Source organism: Blastococcus sp. DSM 46786 (assembly GCF_900109665.1).
In the GTDB taxonomy this organism is placed as follows: Bacteria; Actinomycetota; Actinomycetes; order Mycobacteriales; family Geodermatophilaceae; genus Blastococcus; species Blastococcus carthaginiensis.
In genome coordinates, this window is record NZ_FOAO01000002.1 from 1 (window position 1) to 18373 (window position 18373).

Consider the following 18373-nt stretch of genomic DNA (forward strand, 5'->3'; position numbering starts at 1 on the left):
ACGACCACCCCGCCGACGCCCACGACCACCCCGCCGACGCCCACGACCACGCCGACCACGCCGACCACGCCGACGACCGAGCCGCCGACGACCGAGCCGACGCCGACCATCGTCTAGCGGGGACGCCGACGTGCGCGGTTCCCCGCCGCACGTCCGGCACCTGCGCCCCGACGTGCGCTGCGGAAGGCGCCGGTCAGGCTCCTGCCGCCGAGCGGTCGAGGGGCGGTGGCGGAAGCGGTCCGGGGGCAGCCGTGACCGCTGCGGACCTCGTCCGCCCCACGGCTGCACGCCCGGACGCGCCGGGCACCCCCGGCCTCGAGGGCGACTCCAACCGTGCTGCCTCCATCCTCCTCGTGAGGCGGCGTCCGGAGACGGCGGGCGGTCACACCACCGGATGTCCACCTCCCCGCCGACGAGCTGTCAACGGGCCGTCGGCCCGCGGACAGCTCGTGCCCGCATGATGGTCCGCATGATGCTGACCGTGCTCGCGATCTGGGCGGTCGTCGCCGTCCTGGCCGCCGTCTTCGTCGCCGCGCTCGGGAGGAGCGCGTTGCACGAGGAGCAGGCGCGGGACCGGGAACGGGCCGGCGCGGCGCTGATCAGGTGATGACGCCCAGCTCCCGGAGCCTGACGACGACCTGCTGAGCCGCCTCCTCGGGGCTCGTCGCGGTCGTGTCGATGTGGATCTCCGGATCCTCGGGCACCTCGTAGGGGGAGTCGATGCCGGTGAAGTTCGCGAGCTCCCCCCGCCGAGCCTTGCCGTACAGCCCCTTGACGTCGCGTCGTTCGGCGACGTCGAGCGGGGTGTCCACGAACACCTCGCAGAACTCCCCCTCGCCGACCATGTCGCGAGCCATCCGTCGTTCGGACCGGAACGGGGAGATGAACGAGACGAGGACGACGAGGCCCGCGTTCACCATCAGGCGCGACACCTCGCCCACGCGGCGGATGTTCTCGACCCGGTCGGCCTCGGTGAAGCCCAGGTCCTTGTTGAGGCCGTGCCGGACGTTGTCGCCGTCCAGCAGCGTCGTGTGCACTCCGAGCGCGTGCAGCCGCTTCTCCACGAGGTTGGCGATGCTCGACTTCCCGGCGCCCGACAGCCCGGTGAACCAGACGACGCAGGGCCGGTGACCCTTCAGCTCGACGTGCGCCGCCTTGTCGACGTCCATCGCCTGCCAGTGGACGTTCTGCGAGCGCCGCAGTGCGAAGTGCAGCATCCCCGCCCCGACGGTGGCGTTGGTCAGCCGGTCGATGAGCACGAAGCCACCCATGTCCCGGTTCTCCGCGTACGGGTCGAAAGCGATCGGGCGGTCCAGGTTGAGGTTGCAGACCCCGATCTCGTTGAGCGCCAGGGTCGTGGCCGCCGTGTGCTCGAGCGTGTTGACGTCGATGCGGTACTTGGGCCGGCTCAGCGACGCGGGGACCGTGCGCGTCCCGAGCTTCAGCAGGTAGGGCCGACCCGGCAGCATCTCGTGCTCGGCCATCCAGACGACGTGCGCCTCGAACTGGTCGGCGGAGCCCGCCGGTGAGTCCGCAGCGCACAGCACGTCGCCGCGGCTGATGTCGATCTCGTCGGCGAGGGTGAGCGTCACCGACTGCTCGGCGACGGCCTCGTCGAGGTCGTCGTCCATGGTGACGACGCGCGTGACGGTGCTCTGCTGCCCCGACGGGACCACCCGGACCCGGTCGCCGGGCCGCACGCGGCCGCCGACGACGACCCCCGAGAAGCCGCGGAAGTCGTGGCCCGGGCGGTTGACCCACTGGACCGGCATGCGGAACGGCCCATCCTTCGCGTGCTGCCCCACGGGAACCGTCTCGAGGTGCCCGAGCAGCGTCGGGCCGTGGTACCAGGGCGTGTTCGGGCTGGGCTCGGTGATGTTGTCGCCGCGGAGCGCCGACATGGGGATGCAGACGATGTCGGTCAGCCCGATCCGGGCGGCGAAGTCGCGGTACTCGGCCTCGATCTCCTCGAAGACCTCGCGCGAGTAGCCGACCAGGTCGAGCTTGTTGACGGCGACGACGATCCTGCGGATCCCGAGCAGGGAGACCAGGAAGCTGTGCCGGCGGGTCTGCGTGAGCACGCCCCGGCGCGCGTCGATCAGGATCACCGCGGCCTCGGCGGTCGACGCACCGGTGACCATGTTCCGTGTGTACTGCTCGTGGCCCGGGGTGTCGGCGACGATGAACTTGCGCTTCTCGGTGGAGAAGAACCGGTAGGCGACGTCGATGGTGATGCCCTGCTCCCGCTCGGCGGCCAGCCCGTCGACCAGCAGCGCGAAGTCGAGTTCACCGCCTTGCGTCCCCGTCTTCGAGTCGGCCTCCAGCGCCTCGAGGTGGTCCTCGAAGACCAGGTGTGACTCGTACAGCAGCCGGCCGATCAGCGTGGACTTGCCGTCGTCGACGCTGCCGCAGGTGATGAACCGGAGCAGCGACTTGTGCTGGTGGATGTCCAGGTAGGACTCGATGTCCTCGGCGATGAGCCCCGACGGCACGGTCATCAGAAGTAGCCCTCCTGCTTCTTCTTCTCCATCGAGCCGGCGGAGTCGTGATCGATGACCCGACCCTGGCGCTCGGAGGTGGTGGTCAGCAACATCTCCTGGATCACCGCGGTCAGCGTGTCGGCGGTGCTCTCCACCGCGCCGCTGAGCGGGTAGCAGCCGAGCGTCCGGAAGCGCACGCTGCGCAGCTGCGGCTCCTCGCCGTCGAAGAGCGGGAAACGCTCGTCGTCCACCATGATCAGCGCCCCGTCGCGCTCCACCACGGGCCGCGGCGCACCGAAGTACAAGGATACGATCGGGATGCCCTCGAGGTAGATGTACTGCCACACGTCGAGCTCGGTCCAGTTCGACAGCGGGAACACCCGCATGGTCTCGCCCGGGTTGCGCCGCACGTTGTAGGTGCGCCACAGCTCGGGACGCTGCTGCTTGGGGTCCCAGCGGTGCTGCGCCGAGCGGAGGGAGAAGACGCGCTCCTTGGCGCGGGACTTCTCCTCGTCGCGGCGCGCGCCGCCGAACGCCAGGTCGAACCGCCACTTGTCCAGCGCCTGCTTCAGGCCCTGGGTCTTCCACATGTCGGTGTGCGTCGCCGACCCGTGGCTGAAGGGGTTGATGCCCAGCTCCAGGCACTCCGGGTTCTGGTGCACCAGCAGCTCGATGCCGAGCTCGGCGGCCATCTTGTCCCGGAACTCATACATCTGCTTGAACTTCCATGTCGTGTCGACGTGGAGCAGCGGGAAGGGCGGGAGCGCGGGGTAGAACGCCTTCCTGGCCAGGTGCAGCATCACCGAGCTGTCCTTGCCGATCGAGTAGAGCATCACCGGGCGTTCGCTCTCGGCGACCGCCTCACGGAGGATGTGGATGCTCTCGGCCTCGAGCCGCTGCAGGTGCGTGAGCGTGTCGGTCATCGTCGACCCCCGGTCTTCACTGGACATCCCGCTGCACCCTCTCGATCTCGGTGAGCACCCGCTCGGCCATCTCGGGCCGGCACACCACCAGGTCGGGGAGGTACGGGTCGGGCTGGTTGTAGCGGAGCGGCGACCCGTCGAGGCGGGACGCGTGCAGTCCGGCCGCCACCGCGACGGCGACCGGTGCGGCGGAGTCCCACTCGTACTGACCGCCGCCGTGCACGTACAGATCGGCCTCGCCGCGGACCACGGCGGCGACCTTGAAACCGGCCGATCCCATCGCGACGAGGTCGGCGCCGAGGGCCTGGGCGACGCCCGTCGCGATGGCCGGGGGCCGGCTGCGGCTCACCGCCATGCGCCACGGTGCCGCGGCGTCCCGGGAGGGGGTCACCGCGGCGGGGTCGGTGGCGAGCACGGTCCCCAGCCCGGGGAGCGCCACGGCGCCGGCGACCAGCGAACCGGCCTCCCACAGCGCCACGTGCACCGCCCAGTCGGACCGGCCCTCCGAGTACTCGCGGGTGCCGTCGAGGGGGTCGATGATCCACACCCGGCTCGCGTCGAGCCGGGTGGCGTCGTCGACCGCTTCCTCGGACAGCACGGCGTCGCCCGGCCGGGCCACGGCCAGCCCGGCGGCGAGGACCTGCTGCGCGGCCGCGTCCCCGCGCTTCTTCACCTCGTCGGCCGGCAGGTCGCCCACGCCGGACCGCAGCTCGAGCAGGGCACGCCCGGCCGTCCCGGCCAGCTCGACCGCCAGATCGACGTCCGACAGCCCCTCCCGGTCGAGGTCCCTGGTCGGCGGCTGCGGCTGCGGGGGCATGGTCGTCCTCACTGGTCAAGCCTTCCGGCACGGCCGGGGGGCGGTTCGAGGTGCGTCATCTTGCATGTCGACCGGATGTCGGAACAGGGGCTCGTTCCTGGTGCGCAGCGGTGGTCGGGCGAAAGGCTGCCGGGGCGGCGCTGCGGGGTCCGCTCGTGGACTACCTGTACCGGCTCGGCTACCTCCTGTCGCGAAGTGCATCGGGCAGTCGCGTTCATCCGTCAGTTCACCGGCGCGGACGTCGCGGTGGGTCCGGCTTCGCGGGCGGCCTGGCGGCGGCGGCGTTCCTGGCGGGCCAGGGGCGCCTCGCCGTGCCGGACCCGCACCCACGTCCAGGCCGCGAGGCCGCCGACCAGCGCCGCGGCGACGGTGACGAGGACGACCACCGTCGAGGCCCCGAGCAGCTTCACCCCGGACGCCAGGAGGATCACGGTGAGCGCCCGCCGGACCAGGCTGCCGGGCGAACGCGAGGAGACCCGGGCGCCCAGCCAGACCCCGGGGATGGCACCGACCAGCACGCTGGCGGTCAGGGCGAGGCCGAAGTCGCCGAACATGAGGTGCCCGACCGAGGCCGCCGCCACCAGCGGCACCGCCTGGACCAGGTCGGTGCCGACCAGCTGCCCGGCCCGGATGGAGGGGTAGAGCAGCAGCAGGGACACGATCATCAGCGACCCGGCGCCCACCGACGTCATCCCCACGACCAGCCCTCCGCCTGCCCCGACGAGCACGGTGGCCAGGCGCTTCACCGGGATGGTGCTCAGCGGCCGCTCCGGCGCGTCGGCCCGGCCGCGGGCCCGACGCCGTTCCCTCTCCCTCAGCCGGAGGTAGGCCTTCGCGGCCATCGCCAGGGAGGCGAGGACCAGGACGCCGCCCAGCGCGGTCAGGAGGATGTCCTGGAGGTTCCCGCCCGCACCGATGGACCGCAGCAGCAGTACTCCGGTGAACGCCCCGGGGATCGAGCCCACGCACAACCACGCGACCATGCCCAGGTGGACGGTGCCGCGTCGCAGGTGCACCACGCCGCCGATCGGCTTCATGAACAGGCTGGCCACGACGTCGCTCGACACGGCCGCCAGGGGCGAGACGCCGAAGAAGAAGACCAGGATCGGTGTCATCAGGGCGCCACCGCCCATCCCGGTCAGTCCGACGACGATGCCGACCAGCAGGCCGGCGACCGCGATCGCAGGATCCCAGTCCATGTCCACCCCGTGCCTCGGTCGGTGACGCATCGCGGTCTCGTCTGCCCCGGCCGGCCTCGACGACGGGCCGGGCCGGGGGCCCTTCGTTGGCCGCCGACCATAGGGGCTCGTGCGGCCGGCCAGTAGGTTTCGCGTCCCGGGAAAAGAACGCCGCCCGACGGGTCCGCGAACACTCGTCGACGAGCGGACGGCCACCCGGCGAGTTCCTGACCGACCGTATGTGCTGGGTCAGCGCTCCGTGGGGGCGGCCGAGAAAGGTCGGCCATCCCCGCCGTAGCGCGTGCCGACCACTTCTCCTGGACGCCTGCGATCCCTATGGTCCGGCTCCATCATCGGGACGGTTGCGGGCGAGGATGGCCATGGCTGCAGACGCACAGCAGACGTACCTGCGAGTTCTGCCGACCGAGCACAGCAGCCCGCCCGGCACCCTCGCGACGGCCCGCCGGCGTCGGAGCGCCGTCCGCAGCAGCGGATGCGAGGAGAGATGAGCGGGCGGGCGCATCCTCTCGAGAAGCGTCGGGTGCGGCTGTCGAGGAACACCGTCCGGCAGCCGTCGGCGTCGACCTCGCTCGGCCACCTCCGCGGCGGCCGCAAGCGCGGACGCAAGCGCAGGTTCTTCATCCGCACGGTGCTCGTGTGCGCGGACCTCGCCGCCTTCGCGCTGGCGATGACGCTGACGTCCCGGCCCAGCTGGAAGATCTTCGTCATCCTCGTCCTGATCCTGGTGCTCTTCCACGCCGGCGGTCTGTACCGACCGCGGCTGAGCCTGTCGGTGCTCGACGACGTCCCCGACATCCTCGGGCGGTCGCTCGCCGCGGGCGCCCTCGCGATGGTGCTCGGCGGGCTGAACGACGGGACGGCCGGACTCGCCAGGCTGGTCACCTGCGCCCTCTTCGGCGTGCTCTGCATCGTCGGCCGGGCGGTCGCCTACGGCCTCATCCGGGAGGCCCGGCGCCGTGGCCGGCTGCGACAGCGGGCACTGATCCTCGGCGCGGGCTCGGTCTCCGGCGAGCTGGCCGCGAACCTCGCGGCCCATCCGGAGTACGGCCTCATCCCGAAGGGCATGCTGGACGACGACCCGCTGCTGGACCAGCAGGAACGGCCCGTTCCCCTGCTGGGCGGTTACGAGGCGCTCACCGATGTCGTCCTGGAGCACCGGGTCGACCTGGTCATCGTCACCTTCGGCTCGGTCAGGGAGTCGGAGATCGTGCACCTGCTGCGGGCCTGCGACCGGCTGGCCTGCGAGATCCTCTTCGTCCCGCGGCTGTTCGAGGTGCACGCGGTCACCAAGGACACCGAGGTGCTGTGGGGGATGCCGGTCGTGCGCATGCGGCGGGCGCCGTTCCGCACCAGGGCCTGGTCGGTCAAGCGGGCCAGCGACATCTTCATCTCATCCAGCCTGCTGCTGGCGCTGGCCCCGGTGCTGCTCCTCTGCACGCTCATGAGCCTCTGGGAGACCAGGTCGGTCGTCTTCCACCAGACCAGGGTGGGTCTGGACGGGCGCCCGTTCACACTCCTCAAGTTCTGCTCGATGCGACCGGCGGAGGAGTCCGAGGCCAACACCCACTGGAACATCGGTGAGGACAAGCGGCTGGGCCCGTTCGGGAAGGTCCTGCGCCGGACCTCGCTGGACGAGCTGCCACAGCTCTGGAACGTCCTCCGTGGCGACATGAGCCTGGTGGGTCCCCGGCCCGAGCGCCCCTTCTTCGTCGACGAGTTCACCCGTCAGTTCCCGTGGTACTTCGCGCGGCACCGCGTCCCCGTGGGGCTCACCGGATGGGCACAGGTGCACGGGCTGCGCGGGGACACCTCGATCGAGGACCGCGCCCGCTTCGACAACTTCTACATCGAGAACTGGTCGATGTGGGGGGACCTGAAGATCCTGCTCCGGACGGCCAGCCAGGTGTTGCGGGCCGCCGGCAGGTGAGCCCCCACCCGTCCTGGAAGGGCGGTGACCGCGTGTGGTGCCCGCTGCACCGCTGAGCTCGGCGTCCGGCCTCGGACCCGGGCGCGCACCGACCCCGTGGGGCCGGGGACACCACCGGCCTCGTGGCCCGGCGCCGCACCTCGCCCCGTGGCCCGGCACCGCACCGCACCCCGTGGCCCGGCGCCGCACCGCACTCCGTGGCCCGGCACGGACCCGCCCCGTCCACCCGGCCGGTGCGACGGCCGACGGGACCGGATCCTCTTCGCCGGCGGCTGCGACCGGGCACCGGTCCGATCGCGCCCGGCCTGAACGGCAGCGGACCCGTGCACGGGCCGACGTGCACCGGGCTCAGGCGACGGGGGTGCGCTCCCGGGTGAGCTCGCGGGACCGCTGCGGGGGGCGCGGCAGCTGCGTACCGCGTACCACTCTCCAGCGGTACAGGAGGTAGCCCGCGGCCAGGACGGCGGCCAGGGCCAGCAGCCCGACGGCGACGAGGACCAGCGTGCGTGACGAGCCGCCCGCGGGGATCTCCACGGTCAGCGCGGCCGGGGCGGAGCGGTTGCCGGAGGCGTCGACGGCGGCGACCGAGTACTCGACCACCCTGGAGGCCGCGGTCTCCGACGCCGCCGGCAGCTGGTCCCGCATGCCGGTCGTGGGCACCGAGGCGATCTCCACGCCGTCGCGCGAGACGACGTACCCGGCCACCGGGACACCGGTGCCGCCCGGCACCCAGCGGTCCCCGTCGCTGGCGGCGGCCCAGGAGAGGGCGACCGCCCCGGAGGAGAGCACCTGGGCCTGCACCGTCGGCGGCGACGTGGGCGGCACCTGGTCGGCGGGATCGGCCGCGGGCGGCCCCAGCGGCATCTCCGCGTGCCGGTAGGTGCGGCTGTGCCAGTCGCTCGCCAGGACCACCAGGCCGGATCGCGCGTCCAGGACGTCCTTGGTTCCCGTCGGGTTGCTCAACTGGTGACCCGTGCCGTTCACCAGGGTCGTGCCCATCCCGGGCGGGAAGGCGATCGCGTCCAGGGGGGACGTCTTGCGCACGATCGAGCCGTTGTAGCTCGCGAGGACGTGCAGCGAGTTCGTCGCGAGGTCGACCTGGACGATCGGGTCGTTGAACCCCTCGTCCAGCGAGCTGACGAGGACGGTGGACCACTGCCCTCCGGGAGCGCGCACCAGGACGGCGATCTTGCCCGCGGCGGGGTTGCCGATCGGATCGCCGTCCGCGGTCTTCACCACGGCGACGAGCGTGTCTCCTGACGCCCCGGGGATGCGCCCGAGGCTGACGTGGTTGTCGGCGACGTTGGGCCCGCTCACCGCCACTTCCTGCGTCCAGACCGTGGGGTCGTCCCCGGCGCGGTGCGACGCGAAGCGGAAGGAGCCGCTCGCCTGGTCAGACCAGAGCATCCCGACGCGGTCATCGAAGGCGATGAGGGCGCCGGCCTCCACGGCCCCGCCTGGCCCTCCGGACGACAACGTCGTCACGCGGCCCCAGGTGAGCCCGCCGTCCAGGCTGCGGATGACCACGACGTTGGTGGCGGTGGCGTAGCCGACCCAGAGCGCGCCCGCCGCGTCCTTCGCGATGGTGGGTGGTGAGCCGGAGTTGCGCGGGGTCACCAGCACGGGGGCAGCGACCCGGTAGTCCCGCGCGGCTGCGTCGAAGGACAGGTTCACGTAGAACAGGGACGCGTCGCTGCTCCGGGTCACGACGTGGACGGCGTCACCGTCCCGGAGGGCGTCCCCGACGTCCCCGGTGTCGGTGTTGACGACCGCCGATGTCGGCCGCCAGGTGTGGTCGGGCATGAGCTCGAAGACCCGGGCCGAGCGGCCCGTCGGCTCGACGATCAGCGCCCACCAGGCGTCCGCGTGGAACCACAGCTTGCTCTGGTTCTCGCTGCCGGTCGGCGGATCCGCGTACTCCGGGCTGTACCCGGGGCCCTGGAAGGTCTGCGGCTGCGTGGTCGTGTCGGCCCCGGCCGGGACGGTCCCGCCGGTGGCCAGCGCGACGACGAGAGCGAGGAGCCACAGGCCGCGAGACCGCCGGCCCCTCCGCGTCACGCCGGCTCCGGGGCGGGCACGTCACCGGCCGGCTGCAGTGCCCGGGTCGCCTGGGCGGGCGACCGCGAGACCCCGCGCCGTGCGCGCAGCCCGAGCCGGCGCTTGACGAGGATGACGCCGAGCAGGCCACCGTCGAGGTAGTCCAGCGCCAGCGCGCGCAGCCGCCGGGGGGAGATGCCGAGCGGCGCCACGGCGATCACGTACACGGGGGCCGCGGCCGGGTCGACGAGCTCCGACGGGGACCCCCCGTCGACGAGGAGCAGCTCACCGGTCTCCTCGTGGCGGAGCTCGGAGGGCATGGCGTCCCCGGCCTGGCGCGTCTGCGCGCGCGCCGCGTCGACGATCTCCTGGGGTGCCTGCAACCGCACGGGCCGGACGGTGGACATCGCGATCGCGACCATGACGAAGATGCGGTGCCGCAACCCCTCGGCCGACGGGGAGCTGATCAGGGTGAGCCGCCCGGCCGGAGCGGTGGCGAGCCAGCGGGTCACCGCGGCGATGCCGCGCACCCCGCGGGCGCCCAGGTAGGTCCCCGGCGTCGCACGGGGCAGCTCCACGATCCCCAGCAGGGGCACGCCCACGGCGTCCTTGACGTCCGGAGACGTCACGCAGGGCTGGCGGAGGGCGGCGATCATCGCGATCAGTCCCAGCCCGAGGGCCAGGCCGGCGAGTGCGCCCGCTCCCGCCTGCAAGGGGTAGGAGACCGGGTCCAGCGGCGTGGTCGGCACGAGGGCGGGCGAGAGCACGGCGAACTCGCCGACGCCGGAGCCGGCGCGGTTCAGCTCCGCCGCGTACGCCTGGGCCGCCAGGTCGGCCACCCGCGCCGCGGTCACCGGGTCGTCGTCGCGGGCCTGCACCACCATCGTCACGGAGTCCGGCCCGGCGACCACGGACAGCGTGCCGGGGACGAGGCCGTTCGCCGCACCGCCCACCGCCGGGCCCAGCGCCGGGTCCGCGGCCACGGCGTTCGCGACGGCCCCGCCGGAGAACACCGACTCGGCGAGCGACGGGAGGACCCGCTGGTGGACCGTGAGCTGGCGGGCGACCACCAGCGCCTCGGCCTGGTACGTCCGCTCGGCCCGCACCACGAGCAGCGGCACGGCGGCTCCCACGAGGAGGCAGACCAGCGGCACCCAGCTGAAGTGCCTGAGGCACCAGCTCAGCTTGCGACCGAATCTCGGTTGTTCGGAGCTCACAGACATAGTCCCCGTCCTCCACCTGGCCGGCTCGGCGGAGCGCCACCATAACCGCTGATCGGCCGTTGGGGATGGGGTATCGTCCGCCCTCCCTCGGAGGCCTCCCGGCCGCCCCCACGACCCCGGAGAGACCGGATGTCGAGCTCACGGCAGAACGCCAGCAGGAAGACGGTGCTGATGGTGGGGAAGGGAGCGCCCGACCGCGGCGGCATCCCGACCTTCCTGGACACGCTGCTCGGCAGCCGCCTGGCCCTGGACCACGACCTCCGGTTCCTCAACGTGGCGCACGCGGGCACACCCGAGGGCGGGCACGTGACCTGGGGCAACCTCCGTCGCACCGTCCAGGACGCGGTGTCGGTGTGGCGGCGGGCCCGCGGGTGCGACATCGTCCACATCCACTCGGCCCTGGCGCCGGCCGTGACCGTCCTCCGTGCGGCGCTGCTCGCCGTCGCCGGTCGCGCCCGGGGCTGCTCCGTCGTGGTGCACGCGCACGGCGGGAACATCCAGTTCTGGCTGACCACGCCGCTGCGCCGCTTCCTCCTGCGGCTGGCCATGGTCCCGGCCTCCCGGGTGGTCGCGGTGTGGACGGCGGGCGAGCGGGCTCTCCGCCAGGTCCTGCCCGAGGGGCGCGTGCTGCTCATCGACAACGGGGTGCCGGTGGAGGGCCGTCCCCAGCGCGAGGGCGACCACGAGCCGCCGCGGGTCCTCTACGTGGGTCTGCTGACGCCGCGCAAGGGGGTGCTGGACCTGCTCGAGGCGTCGCGGCTGCTGCGGGACAGGGGGGTCGACCACGAGACCTGGCTCCTCGGAGGGACCCCGGACGAGGGGCCGGCCGCGGAGGCGGAGGTCCGCGCCGGCCTGGACGGGTCCGCGCGGCTGCTCGGTACCCGAACCCCCGAGGAGATGCCCGCCGAGTTCGCCGCCGCGGACGTGTTCTGCCTGCCGTCCTGGTGGGAGGCGATGCCCTTGTCGGTGCTCGAGGCGATGGCCGCCGGGCTGCCGGTCGTCGCCACCGACGTGGGGGACGTGGCGCGCTCGGTCGCCGACGGGGTCACCGGACGTGTCGTGCCGGTGCAGAGCCCGAAAGAGCTCGCGGATGCGCTCGAGCCGCTGCTCACCGACCCGGAGCTGCGGCGCCGCATGGGGGAGGCGGGGAGAGAGCGGGTCGTGGAGATGTTCTCCAGCGAGGTCACCGCCGCTAACGTGTCCGCTCTCTACGACCAACTCGTCCCGGCCGCACGGCGGCGGGGCCGCGCGGGAGGAGCCCGATGACCATCCTCTGCTACCACTCGGTGGAGCCGGACTGGGAGTCCCCCCTCGCGGTCAGGCCCGAGGCGTTCGCCCAGCAGATGGCGTGGCTCAGCCGCAGCCGCCACGTCCTCCCCCTCGCCGAGGCCCTTCCCCGGCTGGACGCCCGCATGCGGTTGCCGAGCGGAACGGTCGCGCTGACGTTCGACGACGGTTTCGCCGCGCTGCACGAGCACGTGCTTCCGGTGCTCACCCGCCTGCGCCTGCCGGCCACCGTCTTCCTCGTCGCGCAGACCCTCACGCCGGCCGGCCGGCCGGTCGACTGGGTCAAGGGCGCGGGCACCGCGCGCCTGACCACGCTGACCTGCGACCAGGTCCTCGAGATGCAGGACGCCGGTGTGGACTTCCAGTCGCACAGCTGGGCCCACCACGACCTCACGGACCTGTCCTACGAGGAGTGCGTCCGAGACCTGCGAGCGAGCCGGGAGTTCCTCTCCGACCTCCTCGGCCGGGAGGTCACCCAGCTGGCCTATCCCCGCGGGCTGCACGACGCCGGCGTGCGCAAGGCGGCCGCCGCGGCCGGCTACACGCACGCGTTCGCGTTGCCCGAGACGGCCGAGGTGCCAGGGCCCTACGCCGTCCCCCGGGTCGGCATCTGGCGCGGAAACGGGTTGCTCGCCGTCCGCGTCAAGGAAGCACGTCCGTACCTGCCCCTGCGCACGTCGGACCCGGTCGCCCGGAGCGCCCGTCGGGTGAAGGCCGTGGTCGGGAAGGTGCGCGCGAGGACCTGAGCAGGTCAGGCCGGACGGGACGTCCCGCCCGGGAGCGTGCGCCGCAGCGGCCACGTCAGCCCCTGCACCAGGAGCTGGCGGTGGCGCGGCATGCGCCGGCTCCACTCGTCGTCCAGGCGGATGGTGACCGGCCCGACGCGGAACCGGTTCGGGTTGCCGGCCACGGTGTGGTTCACGTCCAGCACCACGGAGTCGTCGTCGACGAACGGTGCGGCGGCGTCCTCGCCGAGGAAGGTGAGGATGCGCGAGACCGTCACCCGGGGCTGGGCGGCGAACTCCTCGTAGCGCACGAACATCCACCGGTCGGCCGGGACGTGCCGGCGCAGGGCCGCGGCACCCAGGCCGTTCTCCATCCAGCGGCTGACGCTCGACAGCAGCCCCCGGGTCCCCATCGGCCGGGATCCCCCGTCCACCCGGATCGTCTTGTCCCGCCTGCCCCACGAGAAGACGACCGCGCGAGGGTCGCGCACCATGTGCAGGACGTAGAGGTCGACGTCCGGGAGCCCGGCGAGCACGGCGGCGTCCTGCGCCCGCTTGGAGCTGTCGACGATGACGCGCGCCCCGGTCACCTCGGCGACCGCCCGCACGAGCTGGCCCGTGACCGTCCGGATCGGCTCGAGCGGCCGCCAGTCGGCGCCGGTCGCCGCGCTCCGGACCACCCGCAGCCGGCGCCGGCGGGAGGTCAGCAGCGCCTGGGCCGAGGCGATCTCCCCGGCGAGCGCTGCGACGGTCCCGGTCCGGCCGGCCGCGACCTCGGCGACGACCGCGGACCATAGGGGGCACTCGCCCACCGGGAGACCGCACCCGCACGTGCGCCGCTCCAGCAGTCCGCGCTGCCACAACCACCGCAGCTCGCCGACGTCGACCACCCCGTCGACCGCTCCCAGGATGCCGGCGAGCACCGTCGTGCCGCTGCGTCCCGGCCCCACGATCGACAGAACCTTGATCCGTGCCACCTCGCGAACAGTAGCGGTCACAAGGGGCCCGGAATGTGCGACGATCCCCGGCCTGTGAGCGGAGAGGCGGTCCGGGCGTGGATCTGACCACGGTGTTCGTCGTGGCTCTGTCGCCGCTCCTGGGCGCCTACGTCATCGCCTGCTTCCGCGACCCGGTGCGCTACGCGTTGCCCCCCTACGCGGTCCTGATCCCGTTCGGCTCGAGCTTCAAGGTGTTCCCCGGGGCGTTCGGCGGGATCTCCTCGCTGCTCGGCCTGCTGCTGGGAGCCGCGCTCCTGATCCAGCTGGTGACGACGCGGAGGGGGAGCGCCCGGATCCCGCTGGCGATCCCCGTGTGGCTGGCCTTCCTCGCCCTGTCCGGGTTCTCGCTCTTCTGGAGCATCGCGCCGGGCGCGACCTTCCTCGACCTCCGCATCCTGGCCAGCAACGTGGTCCTGCTGGTGGCGCTCGTGCTGACCCGCTTCGACCACCGGACGCTGCGGCTCTTCGCGACCTCGCTCATGGCCGGCGGGGTCGCCGTCGTGGGCTACGGCCTCGTGCAGATGACCCTGCTCGGCGGTCTCCCGGGGAAGAGGACGGGGCCCGGTGACGGCCCCCCGCGGTTCGGCGACGACCTGCTCGGGGCCAACAACGAGGCCGCCGCCCTGCTCCTCCCTCTCGCGGTGGCCGCGTCGCGCACCCTGACGGAGTCCGGCCGGAGCCGCCTCCTCCACGGCGCCGCGACGCTGCTCCTCCTCCTCGGGATCCTCATGACCGGTTCCCGCGGCGGGTTGCTGAGCGCCTTCGTCGTCTTCGCGGTCGTCCTGTGGCTCGGCATCGCACCCCGGGCCCGCAAGGCGGTGATCGCCACCTCGGTGGTGGTGCTGATCGCGCTGGCGCTGATGTTCCAGCCGTTCGGCTTCGGGCGGCGGCAGGTCGAGAACTCGACGAACTCCTCCGGGCGCACCGACATCTGGATGGTCGGCGCCCAGGCCTGCCCGCTGTACTGCCTGGGTGGGGCCGGCTGGGGTGCCTTCCCCACGGTCTACCAGCAGGAGCTGTCCTCGACCCCGGAGGCGCGGGTGCAGCCGCGCGGCGCCACCTTCGAGCCGCACAGCATCTTCCTGCTCGCGGTGATCGAGGTCGGCCTGCCCGGCTTGGTGATCATGGTGCTCGGCCTGGCGGTCGCCCTGCTGAGCGCGTGGCGACTGCCCGCCGCGATGCGGGCCCCACCGATGGCGGCCCTGCTGGGCACGTGCGTCTCCTCCTTCTTCCTGTCCAACATCAACTACAAGTTCTTCTGGGCCGTCATCGCCTACGTCGCCGTCTCGGAGACCGTCGCTGCGGCCACCCGGGAGCGGGCGGAGCCGGCGCGCCCGGCAGTGGGAGGTCTCGTGCCGGCCCAGCAGGAGGTGCAGTGACGCTCGACCGCCCGATCTTCGTCGTGGGCACCATGCGCTCCGGCAGCACGCTGTTCCGGCTGGTCCTCGACGCGCACCCGAACATCTCCATCTGCGAGGAGACCGGCTTCATGGGCGGCCTGACGGCCGCGAAGGAGATCCCGAACTGGGCGCGCGGCCGGAACTGGTTCGAGCGGCTGGGCTTCACCGAGGAGGAGTTCGACGCGCGGCTGCGCGAGTTCTACGCCGGCATGTTCGAGCGGTACGCGCGGTCCCAGGGCAAGAGCCGGTGGGGTGAGAAGACGCCTTTCCACTCGCGGTACATCGCCCAGATGGCGGCGCTGTTCCCGGACGCCGTCTTCGTCGCCATCGTCCGCCACCCCGGCGCGGTCGTGCACTCCCTGGTCGAGAAGTTCCACTACGAGACCTCGGATGCCGTCACCTACTGGGAGAGCACGAACAAGGAGATCCTGCGCCGGGGCCTCGAACTCGCCGACGACCGTTTCGCCCTGCTGCGCTACGAGGACCTCGTGGCGCACCCGGAGGAGACCCTGCACGAACTGGTCGAGTTCCTGGACGAGCCCTGGTCGGAGGACCTGCTGCGCCACAACGACGTGCAGGCCGCCCGGGGCACTCCCCGGATCTCGGCAGGCGCCACCAGGACCCGGGATCCCATCACCACCGACCGCGCGCACCGCTGGTCCGACTCGATGACGGAGGACACCCGCCGGCTGCTGGAGTCCTCCGCCGGCCCGCTGGCCCGCTTCCTCGGCTACCTGCCGACCGAGCCCGGGGCGCCCGGGGCGCTGGTGCCCCCGAACCCCGAGGGGCGGCGCCGGCTCCTGACCCGCGCCGGACTCGCGGAGCGGCAGGCCGGCGAGGGGGCGGTGTCGGTGGCCGAGGACACGGCGGCCGTGATCATGCCGGACATGAGCCCGGCAGAGCTCGCGAAGCGGCTGCAGGCGGCCGAAGCGGCTCTGGCACGGATCCGGTCGAGCCGGGCGGTGCGCTGGACCAATGCCGCCCGGCGGGCGCAGCGCCGGGCCACCGGGGTGCCGATCGAGTTGTTCGGCGCCGCGAGCGGCGCGGTGCGCAACCGGACAGCGCAGCGCCGGAAGCCGCAGCCCCGGGACTAGCGGCCCCCGGGCGGCCGGGGGCCGGCGACGCCCGCGCGCTCGTGGACGCGCCGCGGGCGCCGCAGAGCCTGCCGGTCGTCAGCCGACGGCTGACGACACCCGCCGGAGGTACTCCACACCGGTCACGGCGTCCGCCTGGCTCACCAGGGCGGAGTCGTGGTGCTCGTTGCCGTTGACGTAGTCCTTGCCCGGGCAGTACGAGGCGGTCCACCCCTCGAAGCTGGAGCGGTAGGACTCGAAGGTGTCGGCGCCTGTTCCGCCGTACAGGTAGGACGTGCTGCACTCCGTGTCGGTGATCGTGTCGTTGCCGGCGCCGCCGTAGGCCTTGTCGATCCCCCAGGCGACGGTGATCCGGTCATGTCCTCCGTCGCCGCGCAGGGTGTCGTTCCCCGCGTCCATGTCGGCGAAGGACTCGTCGACGACCTGGTCGTCCCCGGCGTTCCCCTGCACCACGTCCGCCCCGCGCCCACCGTTCACGACGTCGTTCCCGTCGCCACCGTTGATCTTGTCGTTGCCCGGACCACCCGTGACGGCGTCCGCTCCCGGGCCGCCGCACAAGAGGTCCGCCGCCAGCCCCGGCACCGCGTCGTCCGAGTAGAAGTCGCCGCCGACGATCCTGTCGTCACCTCCCGCGCCGTAGATGACGTCCGCCACGCCGGACTGCCCCACGAGCACGTCGGCGCCCGCCGTCCCGACGATGGTCGCCGGTTTTCCGAAGCACAGGGGAGTGGCGGCCTGCGCGGCCGTGGCCGGCGCCATCACCGTGGCCACCAGGAGGATCGCGGGCAGGGCGGACGTGCGTCGTCTCATGGCAGGTTCTCCTCGACCGTGGATGGCGTCGGTGAGTACGTTGTTGCGCTCGGCGCCGGGGAGACAGGGACCAACTGCTCTGTGCCACGGCCGGTGGCCGGTCGTGACCCCTGCGTCCGTGTCCGAGCACCGTGCGTGGTGAGGCCAGGTCGTGGAGAGGACCGGACGGGGCGCCGCTCGCCCCAGCGGGCGCACGCTGCCGGTTCCCGGGCGCGGCGGAGGTCGGGCGCGACGATCAGCCCGGTTCGGACCCGACGAGCCGGACGAGGCGCTCGGTCTCCCGCCGAAGGTATCCGGACGCCGCGCGGAGGGAGGCGCTGCGCACCTTCCCCGGGATGCTGCGGGACGGGCTGTCGACGAGCGCCGCCCACTTGTCCAGGGTGATCAGCAGCTGGTGGCAGCGCAACTCCTCCGCAGGCAGCGCACCGTCGCCACGGTAGCCGTCGATCACCGCTCGCTCGCGGCGGTCCAGATCCTCGGCGCTGTACGCCGCGCCGTGCGTGTGCAGCTGCAGACCTTGCATCCGGAGCGCCACGAGGAAGCGGCAGAGGTCTTCGACCCGCGGCACCCGCCACCGCGTGAGCGGGTCGAAGACGACGAGCCGATCGTCCTCGAGCAGGAACACGTTCCGCGGGGCGTAGTCGCCGTGCCCGACCGCCAGGGGCAGGCGGGCGGGCAGGACGTCGGCCGCCAGCCGCGCTCCAGACCGGACCGCCTCGCCCGCCGCCCGCCTGCCGAGCCGATCGGTCAGGAACCCGCCGAAGGCCTCGAACCGGTCGACCACGTCGTCCCGGGTCGCCTGCCGGACCGGCAGGCCGGCCGCCGGCATCTGCTGCTGGAAGACGCGCAGCCAAGCGCCTGCTCGCCGCCAGGTCTCCTCGTCACCGCGCGCGCGTCGGCCGATCCGTGGCGAGAACCGGCTGGCTCCCACCAGCACGTCGCGCAGCGTCGGCGCTGACACGTACTCCATGAGGACGGCGTCGTGGTCGGCCAGGTGGTCCAGCGGTCGGACGGCCCCGAACTCCGGGTTCCCGTTCCCGAACATCGCCTGGACGGCGGCCAGCCCGGTGAACTCCAGCGCGGTCTGCTCCGAGGCCGGGAGCAGCGACGGGGTGAGCCGCGGACGTGCTCCCACGTCGCGCACCGCGTCCGACCAGCCGCGGCGGACCTTGGCCAGGACCTGCGGCCGGGCGGTCCGGTCCCCGACGTGGACGGCGTAGAGCACCGCGCGCGGCCGGTCCACGAGCCGGCGGAGCCGCACGTGCGGTCGCGCGCCGGTGCCGGGGAACCACTGGTCCGCGCACTCGGCCACGCGCTGCCGGATCACCTCTTCGACACCGGTGGCCGGACGTCCGACCGGTCGCGCGGGCCTCACCACCGGCGCCCTCCCGGTCGACCTGCCGTCGCGCCGGTCGCGGTGTGCTCGTCCGACCGCGCACCACCGGGGGTCGCC

Annotated in this window: 15 protein-coding genes; 6 read left to right on the forward strand and 9 right to left on the reverse strand. The window is 73.0% G+C overall.

Going from position 1 to position 18373, the window contains the following annotated elements:
• The first annotated feature begins 469 nt into the window (after window positions 1–469).
• Window positions 470–607 (forward strand): hypothetical protein, encoded by a 138-nt coding sequence (locus tag BMW62_RS22415; protein WP_170852172.1) that lies wholly within the window; start codon window positions 470–472, stop codon window positions 605–607.
• On the opposite strand, the gene cysN is transcribed toward BMW62_RS22415, so the two are convergent.
• From cysN to BMW62_RS02055, 4 genes are all read right to left on the reverse strand, one after another.
• Window positions 600–2498, reverse strand: a complete 1899-nt coding sequence (gene cysN / locus BMW62_RS02040; RefSeq protein ID WP_091929189.1) for a sulfate adenylyltransferase subunit CysN — start codon at window positions 2496–2498, stop codon at window positions 600–602. The two genes, BMW62_RS22415 and cysN, sit on opposite strands and share 8 nt — an antisense overlap.
• Window positions 2498–3403 (reverse strand): sulfate adenylyltransferase subunit CysD, encoded by a 906-nt coding sequence (gene cysD, locus BMW62_RS02045; protein ID WP_244523783.1) that lies wholly within the window; start codon window positions 3401–3403, stop codon window positions 2498–2500. Before cysD ends, cysN begins: the two co-directional genes overlap by 1 nt.
• A 16-nt stretch (window positions 3404–3419) precedes the next feature.
• Complete coding sequence (locus BMW62_RS02050; RefSeq protein ID WP_170852173.1) at window positions 3420–4220, reverse strand: 3'(2'),5'-bisphosphate nucleotidase CysQ; 801 nt, start codon at window positions 4218–4220, stop codon at window positions 3420–3422.
• Between the two features lie 221 nt (window positions 4221–4441).
• Entirely contained in the window at window positions 4442–5419 is a 978-nt protein-coding gene (locus tag BMW62_RS02055) for a sulfite exporter TauE/SafE family protein (protein WP_091929454.1), read from the reverse strand.
• A 520-nt stretch (window positions 5420–5939) separates the two neighbouring features.
• On the opposite strand from BMW62_RS02055, the gene BMW62_RS02060 reads away from it, so the two are divergent.
• A complete protein-coding gene (locus tag BMW62_RS02060; protein ID WP_170852174.1) occupies window positions 5940–7346 on the forward strand; it encodes a sugar transferase in 1407 nt (468 codons plus the stop codon).
• A 348-nt stretch (window positions 7347–7694) separates the two neighbouring features.
• Here the strand turns inward: BMW62_RS02060 and BMW62_RS02065 are convergent, their stop codons facing one another.
• Together BMW62_RS02065 and BMW62_RS02070 are read right to left on the reverse strand one after the other, a co-directional pair.
• Window positions 7695–9404 carry a fibronectin type III domain-containing protein gene (locus BMW62_RS02065; protein ID WP_091929192.1) on the reverse strand — a complete coding sequence of 570 codons (1710 nt, stop codon included), beginning with the start codon at window positions 9402–9404 and terminating at the stop codon, window positions 7695–7697.
• On the reverse strand, window positions 9401–10504 hold the full coding sequence (locus BMW62_RS02070) for a hypothetical protein (RefSeq protein WP_139206166.1): 1104 nt from the start codon (window positions 10502–10504) through the stop codon (window positions 9401–9403). Before BMW62_RS02070 ends, BMW62_RS02065 begins: the two co-directional genes overlap by 4 nt.
• Before the next feature lie 231 nt (window positions 10505–10735).
• Here BMW62_RS02070 and BMW62_RS02075 point away from each other — a divergent pair, with 231 nt between their 5' ends.
• Entirely contained in the window at window positions 10736–11872 is a 1137-nt protein-coding gene (locus BMW62_RS02075; protein WP_091929194.1) for a glycosyltransferase family 4 protein, read from the forward strand.
• The gene (locus BMW62_RS02080) at window positions 11869–12639 is read left to right on the forward strand and encodes a polysaccharide deacetylase family protein (RefSeq protein WP_091929195.1); all 771 of its coding nucleotides are present in this window, start codon (window positions 11869–11871) and stop codon (window positions 12637–12639) included. The genes BMW62_RS02075 and BMW62_RS02080 overlap by 4 nt, the downstream gene beginning before the upstream one ends.
• Before the next feature lie 5 nt (window positions 12640–12644).
• Here BMW62_RS02080 and BMW62_RS02085 read toward each other — a convergent pair whose 3' ends face one another.
• Window positions 12645–13595 (reverse strand): sulfotransferase family protein, encoded by a 951-nt coding sequence (locus BMW62_RS02085; RefSeq protein ID WP_139206167.1) that lies wholly within the window; start codon window positions 13593–13595, stop codon window positions 12645–12647.
• 77 nt (window positions 13596–13672) lie between these two features.
• Here BMW62_RS02085 and BMW62_RS02090 point away from each other — a divergent pair, with 77 nt between their 5' ends.
• Complete coding sequence (locus BMW62_RS02090; protein ID WP_091929197.1) at window positions 13673–14995, forward strand: O-antigen ligase family protein; 1323 nt, start codon at window positions 13673–13675, stop codon at window positions 14993–14995.
• Window positions 14992–16110, forward strand: coding sequence for a sulfotransferase family protein (locus tag BMW62_RS02095; RefSeq protein WP_091929198.1), 1119 nt, complete (start codon window positions 14992–14994; stop codon window positions 16108–16110). Before BMW62_RS02090 ends, BMW62_RS02095 begins: the two co-directional genes overlap by 4 nt.
• A 78-nt stretch (window positions 16111–16188) precedes the next feature.
• Here the strand turns inward: BMW62_RS02095 and BMW62_RS02100 are convergent, their stop codons facing one another.
• On the reverse strand, window positions 16189–16920 hold the full coding sequence (locus BMW62_RS02100; protein WP_091929199.1) for a calcium-binding protein: 732 nt from the start codon (window positions 16918–16920) through the stop codon (window positions 16189–16191).
• Window positions 16921–17155: 235 nt separating this feature from the next.
• Window positions 17156–18247, reverse strand: coding sequence for an aminoglycoside phosphotransferase family protein (locus BMW62_RS02105; RefSeq protein WP_091929200.1), 1092 nt, complete (start codon window positions 18245–18247; stop codon window positions 17156–17158).
• Window positions 18248–18373: the final 126 nt, after the last annotated feature.